At 42.3% G+C, this 15,349-nt stretch carries 10 protein-coding genes and 1 pseudogene; 3 read left to right on the plus strand and 8 right to left on the minus strand.

The window, feature by feature from the left end:
- Positions 1–16: 16 nt before the first annotated feature.
- The gene (locus tag HWQ40_RS28060) at positions 17–2,599 is read left to right on the plus strand and encodes a CHAT domain-containing protein (protein WP_292784706.1); all 2,583 of its coding nucleotides are present in this window, start codon (positions 17–19) and stop codon (positions 2,597–2,599) included.
- A gap of 269 nt (positions 2,600–2,868) precedes the next feature.
- On the opposite strand, the gene HWQ40_RS28065 is transcribed toward HWQ40_RS28060, so the two are convergent.
- From HWQ40_RS28065 to HWQ40_RS28080, 4 genes are read right to left on the minus strand one after another with little or no spacing between them, the layout of a single operon-like run.
- Positions 2,869–3,645 carry a DUF928 domain-containing protein gene (locus HWQ40_RS28065; protein ID WP_292784708.1) on the minus strand — a complete coding sequence of 259 codons (777 nt, stop codon included), beginning with the start codon at positions 3,643–3,645 and terminating at the stop codon, positions 2,869–2,871.
- 12 nt (positions 3,646–3,657) lie between these two features.
- A complete protein-coding gene (locus HWQ40_RS28070) occupies positions 3,658–6,060 on the minus strand; it encodes a CHASE2 domain-containing protein (protein ID WP_292784710.1) in 2,403 nt (800 codons plus the stop codon).
- A gap of 23 nt (positions 6,061–6,083) precedes the next feature.
- Positions 6,084–7,049 carry a DUF1822 family protein gene (locus HWQ40_RS28075; RefSeq protein WP_292784712.1) on the minus strand — a complete coding sequence of 322 codons (966 nt, stop codon included), beginning with the start codon at positions 7,047–7,049 and terminating at the stop codon, positions 6,084–6,086.
- A 26-nt stretch (positions 7,050–7,075) separates the two neighbouring features.
- On the minus strand, positions 7,076–7,714 hold the full coding sequence (locus HWQ40_RS28080) for a sigma-70 family RNA polymerase sigma factor (RefSeq protein WP_292784714.1): 639 nt from the start codon (positions 7,712–7,714) through the stop codon (positions 7,076–7,078).
- A 599-nt stretch (positions 7,715–8,313) separates the two neighbouring features.
- Between HWQ40_RS28080 and HWQ40_RS28085 the strand changes: the two genes are divergently transcribed.
- Positions 8,314–9,795 (plus strand): site-2 protease family protein, encoded by a 1,482-nt coding sequence (locus HWQ40_RS28085; RefSeq protein ID WP_292784717.1) that lies wholly within the window; start codon positions 8,314–8,316, stop codon positions 9,793–9,795.
- A 178-nt stretch (positions 9,796–9,973) separates the two neighbouring features.
- Positions 9,974–10,129: a hypothetical protein gene (locus tag HWQ40_RS28090; protein WP_292784720.1), complete on the plus strand. Its 156-nt coding sequence runs from the start codon at positions 9,974–9,976 to the stop codon at positions 10,127–10,129.
- A gap of 343 nt (positions 10,130–10,472) precedes the next feature.
- On the opposite strand, the gene HWQ40_RS28095 is transcribed toward HWQ40_RS28090, so the two are convergent.
- The 4 genes and pseudogenes from HWQ40_RS28095 to nifH form a co-directional block, all read right to left on the minus strand.
- A complete protein-coding gene (locus HWQ40_RS28095; RefSeq protein WP_292784732.1) occupies positions 10,473–11,732 on the minus strand; it encodes a glycoside hydrolase family 10 protein in 1,260 nt (419 codons plus the stop codon).
- Positions 11,733–11,785: 53 nt separating this feature from the next.
- A complete protein-coding gene (gene nifN, locus HWQ40_RS28100; RefSeq protein WP_292784723.1) occupies positions 11,786–13,096 on the minus strand; it encodes a nitrogenase iron-molybdenum cofactor biosynthesis protein NifN in 1,311 nt (436 codons plus the stop codon).
- On the minus strand, positions 13,096–14,490 hold the full coding sequence (nifE, locus tag HWQ40_RS28105) for a nitrogenase iron-molybdenum cofactor biosynthesis protein NifE (protein ID WP_292784726.1): 1,395 nt from the start codon (positions 14,488–14,490) through the stop codon (positions 13,096–13,098). The genes nifN and nifE overlap by 1 nt, the downstream gene beginning before the upstream one ends.
- Before the next feature lie 380 nt (positions 14,491–14,870).
- Positions 14,871–15,200 (minus strand): annotated as a pseudogene (gene nifH, locus HWQ40_RS28110) (nitrogenase reductase); the annotation flags it as partial.
- Between the last annotated feature and the right edge of the window lie 149 nt (positions 15,201–15,349).

The following is a 15,349-nucleotide window of genomic DNA, read 5'->3' on the forward strand; positions in this document are numbered from 1 at the left end:
GGGTGGGGGCAAAAACATGGCAAGAAAAAAATCTAGATTACGGAAAATCAAACGCTTTTTAAGTGTATTGCTGCTTTTGTCTATCTTCTTAGGCGCTCTTTTATTGCCTCCCACTTTCGCACATGTAACTGCGGAAAACTCCATTCTTAAAAGGTTGCCCGATGCCCAAAACTTACTTGAACAGGGCAGTAAATTTTATCAAGCTGAACGGTTTGCTGAAGCTGCTACTTCTTGGCAACAGGCTATCTCTGCATTACAAGGCAATGGGGATGAACAAAGGCTTGCGATCGCACTGGGTAATCTCTCATTAGCTTATCAGCAATTGGGACAGTGGTCAGAGGCAGAAGGTGCGATCGCTCAAAGTCTCAACTTATTACAAACTGCTCAAAATATAGATACTAAAGAGCAAATTATAGCCCAAGTCTTAGATATCAAAGGTCGCCTGCAATTGGCTCAAAGCAAAGCTGAAGATGCCCTGGATACTTGGCGAGTATCACTTGACATTTATACCAAAATCGGCAATGAAAGGGCGGTTATTCAAAATCGGATTAACCAAGCGCAAGCTTTGCAAGCTTTAGGGTTTTATCGTCAAGCCGAGAAGACCTTAAGAGAAAGTACCCAGATTCTCCAAAGTCAACCCAACTCACTTGTTAAAGTCGCTGCCTTGCATAGTCTCGGTAATGTCGTGCAAGTCACTGGTGATTTAGAAACATCTCGGCAGATATTGCAGCAAAGTTTAGAAGTAGCTTCATCGTTGCAAGATTTGGAAGCGATCGCTGATATTCTCCTCAGTCTGGGTAATACAGCCCGTGTTCAGCAAGACATGCAAACAGCGATAAAATATTATCAACAAACTATCAAAACTGCAACCTCACCCACTACACGTATCCAAGCTCAAGCCAATCAACTAAGACTGCTGTTGAAAACTGAGCAATTGGCAGCTTTCCAAACATTGTCCTCCCAAATTAAAACTCAGCTTCACGACTTACCCCCTAGTCGGACAGCAATTTCTGCCCGCATTAACTTTGCCCAAAGTCTAATACAATTCCGAAAAAAAACCGCCGCAGACACTCCCTCATGGTTAGACATTGCCCAATTACTGGCAACTGCTATTGAGCAAGCAAAAAATTTGCAAGATAAACGCACACAATCCTATGCTATTGGTGTTTTAGGCCAAGTGTACGAACAAACTCAACAGTGGTCTGATGCCCAAAACCTTACCCAACAAGCCTTGCTCATCGCTCAAGCTATCGATGCTAAAGACATTGGCTATCAATGGCAATGGCAACTAGGACGTTTGCTTAAAACTAAGGGAGATATAAAAGGCGCAGTAGCAGCTTACACAGAAGCAGTTAATAATCTCCAAGTTCTCCGCAGTGATTTAGTTGCTGTCAATTCTGCGGTGAAATTTTCCTTTCGAGAAGAAGTTGAACCAGTTTATCGACAGTTAGTTGATTTAATTTTGCAATCTCAGGGTAACTCCCAACTTAGCTCAGAAAATCTCGCAAAAGCCAGCAATACAATCGAATTACTCCAAATAGCAGAACTAGAAAACTTCTTTCGCAACAACTGTTTGAATGCTCAAATCCGTAATCCAAAAAAAGATCCAACGGCAGCAATTATTTATCCATTTATTTTGCCAGACCGACTAGAGGTCATCATCGAGTTGCCTCAACAGCGTTGGCTGCACTACACTACCCCTATAGTTGAAACAGAATTAAAAACTACTTTAGCGCAACTACAGGAAAATCTACCCAAACCACACACGCTGCGACAGATTCAATCTTTATCCCAGAAGGTTTACAAATGGCTGATTCAACCTGCTGAAGCTGCCTTAGCTGAAAGTAAGATTCGTACTTTGGTGTTTGTGCTGGATGGTTGGTTGCGAAATATTCCGATGGCAGCTCTTTACGATGGCAAACAGTATCTAGTTGAGAAGTATAACATTGCACTCACCCCCAGTCTGCAACTGATTGAACCCAAATCATCAGAGAAGGAATTAAAGGCAATAGCCGCAGGATTGAGTGAAGCAAGTTCGGGATTTTCTGCACTACCCAACGTCAAACTTGAATTAGAACAAATCCGCTCTCAAGTCCCTAGCAGCATCCTTTTGAATCAAGAATTTACCAGCAAAACTTTGCAAAACCGGATTAATTCTTTATCTTTCCCTATCGTTCATCTTGCAACTCATGGTCAGTTTAGCTCCAAGGCTGAGGAGACATTTATTGTCGCTTGGGATGAGCGTATTTATGTCAAAAAGTTAAATGAGTTAGTACGAACACTAGAGCAAAACAGACCCGAAGCGATTGAATTGCTCATTCTTAGTGCCTGTCAAACAGCTGCTGGGGACGAACAAGCTGCATTGGGAATTGCTGGTGTCGCTTTTCAGGCAGGAGCACGCAGTACGATCGCTTCTTTGTGGAACTTAGATGATGAGTCTACTGCTGTGTTGATGAGTCAATTTTACCAAGAGTTAGGCAACAAAAACCTGACTAAAGCTGAAGTACTCCGTCGCGCCCAGCTAGCTCTTTTGCAAAATCCCAAATACAAACGTCCCAGGTTTTGGGCCCCTTATGTTCTGCTAGGTAATTGGCTGTAGTTTAATATCTACACAAGTCTGAAATAGCTGGGAAATCACGGTTTTACCCCACCCTAACCCTCCCCTATGACAATGCGATTGTTTCGGCTAACAATGCGATTGTTCCGACTAACAATGCGATTGTTCCGACTAACAATGCGATTGTTTCGACTAACAATGCGATTGTTTCGACTAACAATGCGATCGCATCACCTTACAATCCCATTGCATCAACTTGCATAAATGAGCTTACCTTGTCCTCTCCCCCTGCTCCCCTGCATATTCCTTCTTCACCGTGAACTTTCTAAATTACAGCACTCCACCCTTGGTTCAGTTGCAAAATCATTCAAACCAACAGCTTGCAACAGCGCCGTCCAAGAAGGATCTTGCAAATTGGTGCGACGCAATTCACTAGCAGCACTCAGCGCTTCATACCAAATACCATTAGCCGCATAAAGGGTTACGCGCTGGCTTGGTGTCGCTTTTTCCAATTGAGTTTTCAAAGTAGGGTTCAGTTGCTCCCGTTTTATGTATCCTTCAATATCAGCAAGAATTTGCTTATCCTTATTACAGTAAATGTTGAAATACCAACGATACCGCTTACCTATCTCCACAGGTGCTGCTTTTGATGGCAAGCGAAGGTTTACTACTCCTGGTGTTCCCGTTAAAGAAGTTTTATAAATAGTCTGATTTTGTGCTTCATCTTCTAGCACAAACTCTCCAGATGCAAAGTCCGATGCATAAGGAACATAAAATAAGAAACTAGGATGCTCTGCGATCGTTGTTCCAAACACCAATTGGGAATTCGCATAAATAGGTACTAAAGCTGTGAGCCGCTTTGGAGAAGAACTTAGAGGCTTGTTCGCATTTTGACTACAGCCACGGCTACCTGCTTCCCCTCGCTTACCTGGTTCCCCGATGTCTGGTGGCGGGGGCGGCGCAGCGAAAATCAGTGATTGATTTAATTGTCCTTTGGGGTTTTCAGGCTGTGCCTGCACTTGGGTACAGCTAAGGAGTGTTAAACTAATGACGAGGAAAAGTTGAATCTTTTGTACAGACAATTTCATTTGTTTTAGACCTCAAGTTGTAGAAATTAGTTGTCGCTGACCTTGTTGTGAAGATAGGTAAATCGTTACTGTGCCACCAGTAAGCACTAAAACTAAGATTGACGGAGCCAGGGGAACCCAAATACCGTGGTAAAAAAGAATTAAGCAAAGAATGTATAAGCCTCCCAGTACGCCTCCTCCTATTAGTAATAGATATAGTCTCGATCGATAGCGCCAAGTAACTGTCTGCGACACAGCGTAGGCGAGTGTCTGCGACACGACTACGCCGATCGCACTTCCAACCACAGACCAACTCCAAACCCATAACACTTCAACCCAAACAGGCAAAACTGATATCAAAGGTCGGCCATCGATCGCAGCACTCACCAGCTGACTCACCATTTGTGCTTGTAGAATCACTCCTGGTACTTCCTGAGAAAAACCCTGTTCAGTCATGTAGGGGGTGGGACTATAATCACGGAAGCTTTGGGCAGTAGTACCAATGAGGACAATTCGGTCTTTGACTTGTTCGGCGTTGACCTTTCCTCTAAGAACATCTGTGAGTGTGACTTTAGGGGCAATTTCTAAAGGAGAACCTTGGTAAGAGCGGTAATTAAGCAATATTTGATAGCCCCCGATATCCACTTTTTGATAGCCGCCCATCTGCGATTCTGTTTTGGAGCCATTTCGTGAACGCAACCGTTTAAAAACGATGTTACCTAGCTGTAAATCTCCTTGGGGGGTGTATTTCGCAGAAATCCCTTTTTTCTCCAAATAGTGGAATGCCAGTTGAGCATTAAGCGCATAGCGTGCAGTACAAGGAGATGTAGGGTTAGCTGGCTGCATTGCTAATAAATGACGACGCAAAACATTGTCTGAGTCTGGAACAATATCACTAAATCCTTGACGTTCTGGTGGAACTCCTTTGGGAGGTGAAACTCCCGGATAGTTTTGGGTGCGATCGCTAACTTTGCAAATTGCAAAGAAATTGTCATCGGTTTTCCAACGAGTGGTTAAAGAAGCCTGGTTAGGTTGTACTGGTTCAGCACGATAAATATCCAAGCCAATGGTTCGCGCTTGGAACTGTGCAAGTTTATCTAACAGTCGCGCCAGTGCAAGATTTGACAATGAGCCACTTCTTTGCTTCTGCTCTGGGAGGTAAAGATCGTCTTCAGTTACAGTGACGATCAATAGGCGCGAATCTTGCTTTTCCTGTGGACGCGATCGCATAAATTTGTCATATAAGAGCAACTCCCATGTTTGCAATCCTCCTTGATGTCTTACCCCCAGTACGCCAACAGTTATCAGCAAGCTCAACAGTAGCAAGGTTCCAAGGCGGCGAGTCTTGGGAATTCGGGGCTTTGCCCAAGTCATTGAGACTACGGCAGGATGTTCGCTAATTACTGGCAACCAACTTGCAGCTGGATATTCCTTTTCTATTCCTTTGAGCCTTTGTCTGGCAGTGCGAACCGCAGCATAGATAGATTGTCCTGATGAAAAAACCTCTAGAAAATGCTTTAAAAATTTTTGGGCTACTTTATCTGGTACTGGTTCCCGCATGACAATAATTTGCGGAATTTGTAAATCTTGTAGTTCTCGCGCTAATCCTAATCCATCGCAAGAGTTGAAAATCGCTAATTGTAACCCGTTGGCAACAGCATTTCTCAACGCATATCTGAGTTCATCAATTGTTAATTTATCTGTTTTATTAATATAGATGCAACTAGCTTCACCCTCACTCTTGCTATGACCTGCAAAAAATAAGATATTCCAAGGTTGTTTCCACAATTTGTCGTCAATGTCTGAATATTCAGGTTCTACTAAAAAAGTTGTAGTGGCATCAGGTAATTTTTCTAATAACTGGCGGTCTTGCTCCACATCAATACCGTCACTATTGCCTAAAATTGCCAAAATTCTAATTTTATTTCTGCTTATGGATGTCTGCAATGCGGCTGTTACTGGTTCTGATTCTGGAACACTGAGAACAACTTCAGCTTTGAGATAATCTCGATCGATCAAATCCCACAAATGCCAAGGAAGTTTTTTGAGTTGCAAACAATGAGTGCGAATCAACACCCGCACTTCTTCATCTGGTATCAAGTGTTTGAGCCATTTTTCCCGCACGGGACGAAAAGACTCTGATAGCAACCAGTTATTCAGATGCTCCCGCACCTCACTAGCTTTTGTATTGCACTCCTGACGGCGCTGGGAAATAGAACCATCGTAAATAATTTTTTTGGCTTTGATGCGGGTACATTTCCACAAGCTGCGATATGTGGACTGCCATTGGTCAATTGCTATTGCCATATCTGGATTGGAGGGTAGCTTGCCAGTAATTTCTGTAGTCGGGCGTTTGCCCTCTTCTCCAATCTCCAGCGTTACCTGCACGCCTAAATGCAAATCGCCATCTAGCTTCAGCACAACTAATTTTCTCATTGGCAGTACCCCTGCTGTTGTTCTTAACAAATGACAAAATTTTCTGTGATGCTGATATCTCCCAGAACAAGTTTAACGCCGAAACGTTCTCCCACTTCACAACTAAATTCCAATTGAATATTCTTATTGCTGTTTCTTGTTTGAGCTTCCATCACAGATGCTCCCTCAAAATCCAGCACCATTAGATGGAGATTTGGTGGCAGGTAATCTTGTCCATTTGTCGGATGTAATTCTACGATAATGTCCATTTCTTGTTCGTTATCTGGAGGTAAGGTAACGACTAAAACTACTGCGCGATCGTTCAAAAGATTTCCTAAATCAATCAACTTACCCCTACTAATAAAAGCACCATTGCCACTTCTTAAACTCCAAGCTGGATTGACACCTTGAGTGCCTAAAAGAGTCTCGACCTCTTGCCACCCAGCTTCAAAAATATTCTCTAACCATTGCTTCAAATTAACTAAATTCTGATTACCCTCCAGCGAATTTTCAGCTATTTCAGCAACCTGGAATTGAGAAATTTCTTCTAAATACTCCAATAGATTGTCTAAAGGTTGCAATTGGTTAATAGGTAATAAATCAGTTTGTACTTGCTTGACAAATCCCAGCAGTGTTGCTTCTCTAAATGATTTGCTGATTTGCACAGCTACATAGCCAATTCGATTTGACTGTACTTCCGGCGGTACATAAACAAATTGTGCATCTTCTAATACTGGGCGACATTCTAATAAGCCCAAGTTTTTTAGCGACAAATCAGCAATATCCATAAGTGTCTGTTGGATGACATTCCAACTATCACTTTTATTCAAGTCTGTCTCAAATCCCATGCAACATAGATAATAATTTACGAAAGACACAGACAAAGTATTGAGATAAACTTGTTCGCCTTTTGCTTGCGTGGCTTGTTGTCTGCGTAACTCTTCTGCTCGATGCCTTCCATCCACAGGTATCGGGGCTGAAAATGTTAAAACGTTGATGATTTTGCTCATATTTTTGCCTAGTTGATTAGATGATATTAAACATATAAATATTCATGAAATTTAGTAGCAAACTTTTTTAAGCAACGTTGATAAAAACTATGGAGAGATGTGATTCCAATACCCCATTCTGCCGAAATCTCTTTCCAGGAAACGCCAGAACATCTTCTTTTAGCTAGAGCTTGAAAATTTGCCTCTGGATGACCTTTGATATGTTCCTTGCAAAAAATTAATTCTGGGTCAGTTTCTATACATTCTCTTACTTGTTCAAATAAAGACATAGGTTGAGATGAGGGTATATTTTCCAGATGAGAGTTTTCAAGATTTATTTCATTTTCTTTGCCGATAACTTTGGGGATAGCCTCTGGAAAAAAACGTTTAGTTAATAGCATATTTATCCAAGTCATCACTTCGCCACGTTCTGGGTCATACTTATTAATATTGTTGTCTTGACATAGATAGAAAAATAAATTTTGTACTGCTTCATCATAGATATCTTGATAAAGTAGTTGAAATTGACCTTTATAAGGATGAACAAGCTTACCTGACTGCCAAATAGCATTAATCAAACGTGTTAAGGCTATCCGCTTTTCCTTAGTTAGGTGTGTGTATTGTTGGGCTGCGATCGCTAAGTCTTTAAGTTGTCCATCTAGTTGTTTTCTCCAGTCATTACTCATAAAAGACCTCGAATCAGAACGCACCAAGTTGCAAATTCATCTATATCTCATGTATTGATCGCGACTTTTACACAAACCAGCCACAATTGTTACAAAACTTTGTGCTCATACATTGAACTGAGGACTGGGAAGATTTGGCTTGGCGCAACACCAGATTCTTTGGTGTTTATGCTGACCTCCTTTCAAAACTGATGCGTAGGCGTAGCCCGCCGCAGGCATCGCTGATTAACCTCTGTGCCTCTGCGCTTTAAAAGTAATTTATTTAACCATAGAGACGCAGAGAACACACAGTAAAGAGATTAAAGAGGAATTTTTTGACCAAAATTTTTACCCACCTTGAAAGGGCTAGTACCGCAAGGCGGAATTCAAAATTCAAAATGAATATAGCGTAAGCATTTCATTGATTTTAAATGGTTAGTTTATTTACGTTGTGCTGTACTAGTCCTAGATAAATAACAACAACAGCGTAGTTGATATGAAGTTTTATCACTACGCCAAGCGGGATAATTTGGGCAGATGACAGGCGGCGTTATAAATTAATAAGTGTATCTGCAATACCGGACTTGTTCTGGCTTAGTCTCAATAGCAAAGGTTTGGAGATGTTCACTTTATCAGAAACTTCTATCCTGGCGGCAATCCTACTGGTAGCTTTAGGCCTTCTAGGCTGGGGCTTTTATCGCGCCAGACCTTTTGGTAAGCTGGGAATCTTAGCCTGGTTACAGTCGGTGGTGTTGATGACTCCCTGGCTCCTGTTTTTTGGATTGTTTGCCGCAGGGATTTACATCAATATAGCGGGTATATTGTTCTTAATAGTCACATCTGCTGGCTTGTACGTCTTCTTGGGCAGACAGTTACGCGCAGCTGGGCAAGATGCCATCCTCAAGCAACGCGCAACCGAAAGACTTGCCGCTGCTTCCTTACTTGAAGCAAATTCTCCACAACCAACAGCAGCAGAACTGAAACCGGAGATGCCGCCGATACCAGAAGAGGACTTGAATGCAATTAAAGGTATCTTTGGTATCGATACATTTTTTGCCACAGAAACCATCGCTTACCAAGATGGAGCCATTTTCAAAGGCAATTTGCGGGGAGAACCAGAAGAAACTCACAACCGTCTAACTGCAAGTTTACGGCAACGCCTTAGCGATCGATATCGTCTGTTTTTAGTGGAAAACATAGACGGTAGACCAGTGGTGATTGTCCTACCGAGCCGCAACGATCCCCGGCCAATGTTGTTATCGCAAAAAGCTTTTGCAGGTATTCTGTTGATAGCAACCATTGCTACTAATTTAGAAGCTGCGGGATTACTGCTAAATTTTGATTTTTTTGGTAATCCAGGGCGGTTTCAAGAAGCTTTGCCCATAGGCGCTGGAATATTTTCGATTTTAGTAGCTCACGAAATCGGTCATTGGTTACTTGCCCAACGTCACCAAATTCGCCTTAGCTGGCCCTTCTTTCTACCCGCAGTGCAAATTGGCTCCTTTGGTGCAATTACCCGCTTTGAGTCTCTATTACCCAACCGTAGGGTATTATTCGATATCGCCTTAGCCGGGCCAGCCGCAGGTGGTATTGTCTCTTTGGTAATGCTGGTAACAGGATTGCTGCTTTCTCATCCAGGTAGTTTATTTCAATTGCCCAATCAGTTTTTCCAAGGGTCGATTTTGGTGGGAAGTTTGGCGCGAGTTGTCCTTGGTTCGGCGTTGCAGTCATCCCTGGTAAGTGTTCATCCCTTAGTGATAATTGGTTGGCTGGGGTTAATTATCACCGCTTTGAACTTGATGCCCGCAGGACAACTAGATGGTGGGCGGATTGTGCAGGCGATTTATGGACGCAAAACCGCAGGACGGGCAACGATCGCAACTCTAATTTTACTAGCGCTAGTGTCTCTCGGTAATATGATTGCTATGTACTGGGCGATCGTGATTTTCTTTTTGCAACGGGATCAAGAACGCCCCAGTTTGAATGAAGTCACTGAACCTGATGATGCTAGAGCCGCTTTGGGGCTTTTGGCTCTATTCTTGATGATTACCACGCTTCTACCCCTAACTCCCGCCTTGGCTGGGCGTTTGGGAATAGGATAGTGTTTGTGGAGCCTACACCCAAACAAGCAATATCCGCAATTCGGGTGTGCGCCCAACTTACCAGGGTTTATAAACGAATAGACCTTGTAAGATTGGACGAGTGCACCAGAAATGTTTATATCTTGGCGAATAATTCAATCGAAGCTGAGGTAACACCAACTGGAGAAATTCTTCGGTTATGACAAAACCTAACTTTCAACAAATGCCTTTAGAGCAGCTAAAAATTTATATTTTGGAGCATTGCAACGACGATCAAGCATTTCATATTTACATCGACAGAAGACGCGCCCTATCTCCAAAACAGGTGCCGATGACAATTAGACCTCTTGCATAAGTCGAATAGACCCCCCTTAATCCCCCCGATATATTGGGGGGAAACTTGAAATCTTGCCCCCTCCCCAATACATCGGGGAGGGTTGGGGAGGGGTGATTCAAGGATTTTTGCAAGAGGTCTATTGAGGAAGCGGAGGCTGAATTACAGAGACGGTTTGGACAGGAAGCTAGTTAAAAGACCACAACAAATTCTGGCGTTGCATATTTGCGGGATGATTTTGCTAGTTTTGTGGGATGGGCATTTTGCCCATCCCTTGATTCAGCAACGCCCAAATTCTTAAGTGATTGTCGATGAACCTTCACTTAAATTAAGCGATGTGTTCACCGACAGCTTGTGAGGAAAACTAACTGAACGGTTTCCAACCTGCTAGCAAATTTGGGTAAGCTGTTGGTGCAGGGAAAATTTTCTGAAAGCCAGTTTGACGGTCTTGCGGCTTTTCTTTGCTCATGTTCCAGAGGGTTTCATAGAAAAAGAAAGAGACTCCGGCAAAATTGCGATCGCGTACTTTTTGCACTTGTGTCTGAATCTGCTGCATCGGTACAGATCGGTTTTTCAACCCAGCCAAAATGCCCACACTCACGGGAATATGGCTCTTGGCTGCTTTCACTTCTGGATACTCTAATTCGCTAATAAAGACATTCAAATCATCCCGATATACCTGCAAAACTAAATCTTCAATGATTCCCAGGCGTTCCCACTTCTGCCAGTCTGCTAAAAAGAATTCGTAGGAAAGACGCTGAGGATTTGGCGCAACGGAAACCAGACAATTTTTTTTAGTAGCTTTAATGGCTGTAAATACCCGTTTCATAAACTCGGTGATTTTGTTAGCTCTCCAGCGCACCCATTCTGGATCTTTGGAGTTTTTGGAGGGAGCTTTTCCCTGATGTTCTTTTTTGTAAAGTGCCACTGTATAGGCATCGTATCCTAATTCTGATGGTAAGCCAAAATGGTCATCAAATTGAATACCATCGATATTGTAGTTTCTAACAATTTCAACGATTAAATCTTGAATAAATTGTTGTACTTCTGAGCGAAAGGGATTTAGCCAAACACGATTATGTGTCCCTTCTTTGACAATCCGAGTCCCATCGCTGCGACTAGTGAGCCATTGGGGACGATTTTTAGCTAATAAGGAATCCGCTGGTGCCATGAAGCCAAATTCAAACCAGGGAATCACTGTTAACCCTTTTTGATGTCCCACATCCACAATTTCTTTGAGAATATCTCGCCCTTTTAGTCCGGGTGTGGGATCGAGCGATCGCCCGATAACTTTTTGGGCAACTTTGCTAGGATACAATGTATATCCCCAATTCCAAACCGCCGGATATATGGTGTTAAAATTGAGTTGATCAAGGCGTTGCAAAGATCCCTTGAGGCGATCGCGCTCAAATAAGACATCACTATCAATATTTGTTAACCACACTCCCCTTAATTCTGATTTTGGTGTTGACGGCAGATTTATTTGAGCGTTCAAAGGGAACGACAACATCAACGTAGCGATCGCGCTCAAGGTAAGCATAACGATAAACAAAAGAAACTTTCTACTTTGGCGAATATTCCACCAAGAAGAAAACTCAACACACCACTTTACAAACCTTTTCATCATTATTTAAAATGTCTGTGTCACTGAAGGAAACATCGGCATGATAACTAATATTAATGCTTAACCTTTGTTTCCTGCTCTAAAAACAGATTGCCAATATCAAATAAAAGTTGCATAGTACCTCGATAGCCAACTTTGCAGAACTGACCATAATCTAAGCGGTCAAAAATGGGAATCCCTTGACGATAGAGAGGAATTTTTAAGCGTTGAGCGATCGCCACTCCATGAGAGTTGGTAATGAGTAAATCAGACCCAACCGCCAATTGCTCAAAGTCTTCCAAATCGCCGATAGTGACGCTCTTAATCGGAAGTTTTTCGAGCAGAGGAAAGCGTGTTGTTGTCACTGCTGCGTGAATCTCAACTCCTAGCGATCGCAAAAAAGAAACTGTTGACCAAAGCAAATCTGGTTCCAGCGCCAAAGAAACTCGCTTGCAACCAAAGTAAAAGTGATTTTCCAACATCACATGTTGTAACTGACGGCGTTGACGGCGATATTTCTGTGGTACGCTGACACCACTGATATCCGCCAATGCTTGCAGAAATTTATCTACTGCTGCTAGCCCCGTCAGTTCACCAAATACCTCATAAGGTATATTGAATCTCTGCTCCAAAATTTGCGCCCCACCCCGCATACTATCACCTAGTGCCAAAGTGAATACAGAACTACCAATTGAGCGCAACTTTGCTTTTGTAGTGCCATTAGCTGTAATGGCACTAGAAGAATCTTCTATATGACCATCTAATGAGCCAGAAAGGTCAGGTACAACAATAGGTATAAGTCCAAAAGAGGTAACAATCTCTTTGATTTCCTGGACATCTCCTGGTGTGAAGGCAGAACTCGCCAAAATAGTGATTTGTGTGGGACAAGCGTCTTGCTTGGAGCCTTTTTGGGGAATTTCCCTGACTATACTCTCAACTGCACCAGCAAAGCCATCCTGTAATGTACCTTTGAAATCCGGTGTAGAGACAAGCACAATTGGTAAATAATCCAGTTCTGGGTGACGGTGGTGAATCTCCTTGACAAAGCGCCCCATATCATCGCCTCTGGTTTCCACAAGTCCAGTGCTACAAAGACCAATAATTTCTGGTTTGGATCTCTGCACCAAAGTCAAGATTGCTTGTTCAACTCTTTCCTCACCACCCAAAATGGTTGCAACTTCGGTCATTGCCGTACTGGAAAGGGGAATCGTCTGGCGGAAATGTTGTACTAATACTGCCTTAGTCAAAGCAGTACAGCCTTGAGAACCGTGTAATAAAGGCATCATTCCCTTCAAACCCAAAAAGGCTAAGACTGCACCCACAGTTTGGCTTTGCTTCAGGGGATTAACTGCAACTGATGTACTCGTAACGCTAATAATCGCCATCAAATGTTCTCCTCAGAAGAATTTCCTGCTGACCACGGGGCTGGCTGGTATACTTGCTCCCATACAGGATTGTAAAAAGCAGCATACAGTTCTCGTGCTACCTCTAAAATTCCTATATAGCCTGCATAGGCATGATTGCGTTCTTGATTAATATCTAGAAATGGAATCCTAGCAGTAAGAGAGGTGTCTTGATGGCGTTTATCAGCAATTAACATATCAGCTTGATTTTCGTTAATTATCTGTAGGATTTCTTCAGGAGTATTTTGTTCTAAAATTATGCCATCTTGACCAAGCAAGCTTTTGACTCTAAGTTTATCCTCCTCAGTATTACTATTAGTACTAATAGCAATAACTTCCATCCCCAATTTCTTAGCAGCAAAGATAATCAACCAACTCTTGAAACTTCCAATAGAAAGGATAATGCGCTTACCTTGCAATCGGGTAATATACAGTCCGAGTTTTTCATCTATTGCAGCAGTTTCTTCTACAATTAGCTTTTCTGTATGTTCCTGCAAATCAGAATTACCTAACTTTGCCGCAATATTCCTTAGACATTGATTGATTGACTCTATACCATAGATAGACTCTTCAATATAGGGAATGCCATATTTTTTCTCCATCCCTTTTGCCACGTTGATTAGTGCTTTGGAAGAAAGGATCACGTTCAGCTTGGCACGATGGGCATAGCAAACTTCTTTATAGATAGCATCGCCTGTAATTTTTGCCAAAACCCTGATACCTAATTTCTCCAATAACGGTAGAACATTCCATATTGCACCTGCGATGTTATGTTCACCAATTAGGTTGATGTCATAAGGTGTATTAGTCTCTGGTTCGGCTGTTCCAATAACGTGTTCTAGCAACGCTTCACCAGCAACACGGTTGCCCAAATTTTGGTTCCCAATAAAGCCAGGGCAATGTACTGGGATAGTGGGTATTCCTGTTTTTTCGGTAGCATCTTTGCAAACTCCCTCGATGTCATCTCCAATCAGGGCGGTGATACAAGTGGAGTAGACAAATACCGCCGCAGGTTTGTAGCGTCTTGCTAATTCTAAAATGCCTTTGTACAGCTTTTTGGCTCCACCGAAGATGATATCGTTCTCATCGATATCGCTGGTAAAGCGTATTTTGTACAGCATCGAACCAGATGAGAGACTGCTGTAACTTCCCCAAATACTGGCAGCACAGCCACTTGGGCCGTGAACTACATGAGCAGCATCAGTAATTGGTACTAAGGTAATCATTGCACTATCAAAAGCACAACTCCCTTGAGTAGTTCCAGGTTGGGGTAATTGCGTGGAGGACTTTTTTTTCTTTTGTTTCTGCTGCTGACGAGCATCTTCGGAATTGGAGTCACTGAGTGAATCGTTGATTTTTCCTGAGGTGGGATTCATTTGTTTGGTGACAATAGGTAGAATTTGTTAGATGTTAACTGAATTCCCAAAGGCTTTTATAGGACTTTCATTTATTAATGTATCTAAAACATGGAATAAAAGGGAATGATCAAGAGAATGTATCATTCCCTAAAATATCAACATCAACTAGGTTAGAGAAGGAGAAAACAAAAACACGAACTAAACTATTAAAGTATTAATTTTTCTGTGTATACTTTAGTAGATTAGTGTTAACACGGTGATGATAAAACACTCAGAGGTTAAGATTAGCTATTCGATTACCTCCATTTTAAAAGATTGTTGAGAAAGTGGGCGAAACTAGCCCACCTAATATTTACTTTGTATTTAGCACTTGAGTCTGAACAAGAAACTTACTTCTTCTAGCTACCGGAAACTATTTCTACGTTTCCTTGTTTCAGAGCTTCTAGTGCTTCGCCTTGAGCGTCTTCTAGCTTTTTAGCAGCGTCTGCTTGGCTAATCATTTTTGCAGCATTTTCTTCACTTTCAAGAATGCCAAATTCAATCAACAAATCTTCTAGCTCATCCATCTCAATGGGGGTGGGAACTGTAAGATTTGTATTGTTGATAATCTTGTCCGCTAATGTGCGGTATTCATTAGCTTGTTTGCTGTCAGGCGCATACTCGTTCACTTTCATCCGGCGCAATTCGGCGTGTTGCACGATATTGTCACGCGGGACGAAGTGAATCATGTGGACAAAAGAAAGCTACAGATTCCAACGTGGAAACCCAAATTCAATCCGAATTACGAATTAAGCATTATCAGTTGTTGTAATCTCCTAAAGATTGCTGATACCTCAAGAGTGGTTGCAGCCGGATTTAAATTTACGCCAAGTTTTCC

It is taken from the genome of Nostoc sp. NMS9 (assembly GCF_017114995.1).
Classification (GTDB): Bacteria; Cyanobacteriota; Cyanobacteriia; order Cyanobacteriales; family Nostocaceae; genus Nostoc.

What these genes read in the sequence shown, in the direction of transcription:
- HWQ40_RS28060 (WP_292784706.1), top strand. Translation starts at nt 17, where the DNA reads ATGGCAAGAAAAAAATCTAGATTACGGAAAATCAAACGCTTTTTAAGT.
- HWQ40_RS28065 (WP_292784708.1), bottom strand. Translation starts at nt 3,645, where the DNA reads ATGAAATTGTCTGTACAAAAGATTCAACTTTTCCTCGTCATTAGTTTA.
- HWQ40_RS28070 (WP_292784710.1), bottom strand. Translation starts at nt 6,060, where the DNA reads ATGAGAAAATTAGTTGTGCTGAAGCTAGATGGCGATTTGCATTTAGGC.
- HWQ40_RS28075 (WP_292784712.1), bottom strand. Translation starts at nt 7,049, where the DNA reads ATGAGCAAAATCATCAACGTTTTAACATTTTCAGCCCCGATACCTGTG.
- HWQ40_RS28080 (WP_292784714.1), bottom strand. Translation starts at nt 7,714, where the DNA reads ATGAGTAATGACTGGAGAAAACAACTAGATGGACAACTTAAAGACTTA.
- HWQ40_RS28085 (WP_292784717.1), top strand. Translation starts at nt 8,314, where the DNA reads ATGTTCACTTTATCAGAAACTTCTATCCTGGCGGCAATCCTACTGGTA.
- HWQ40_RS28090 (WP_292784720.1), top strand. Translation starts at nt 9,974, where the DNA reads ATGACAAAACCTAACTTTCAACAAATGCCTTTAGAGCAGCTAAAAATT.
- HWQ40_RS28095 (WP_292784732.1), bottom strand. Translation starts at nt 11,732, where the DNA reads ATGAAAAGGTTTGTAAAGTGGTGTGTTGAGTTTTCTTCTTGGTGGAAT.
- nifN (WP_292784723.1), bottom strand. Translation starts at nt 13,096, where the DNA reads ATGGCGATTATTAGCGTTACGAGTACATCAGTTGCAGTTAATCCCCTG.
- nifE (WP_292784726.1), bottom strand. Translation starts at nt 14,490, where the DNA reads ATGAATCCCACCTCAGGAAAAATCAACGATTCACTCAGTGACTCCAAT.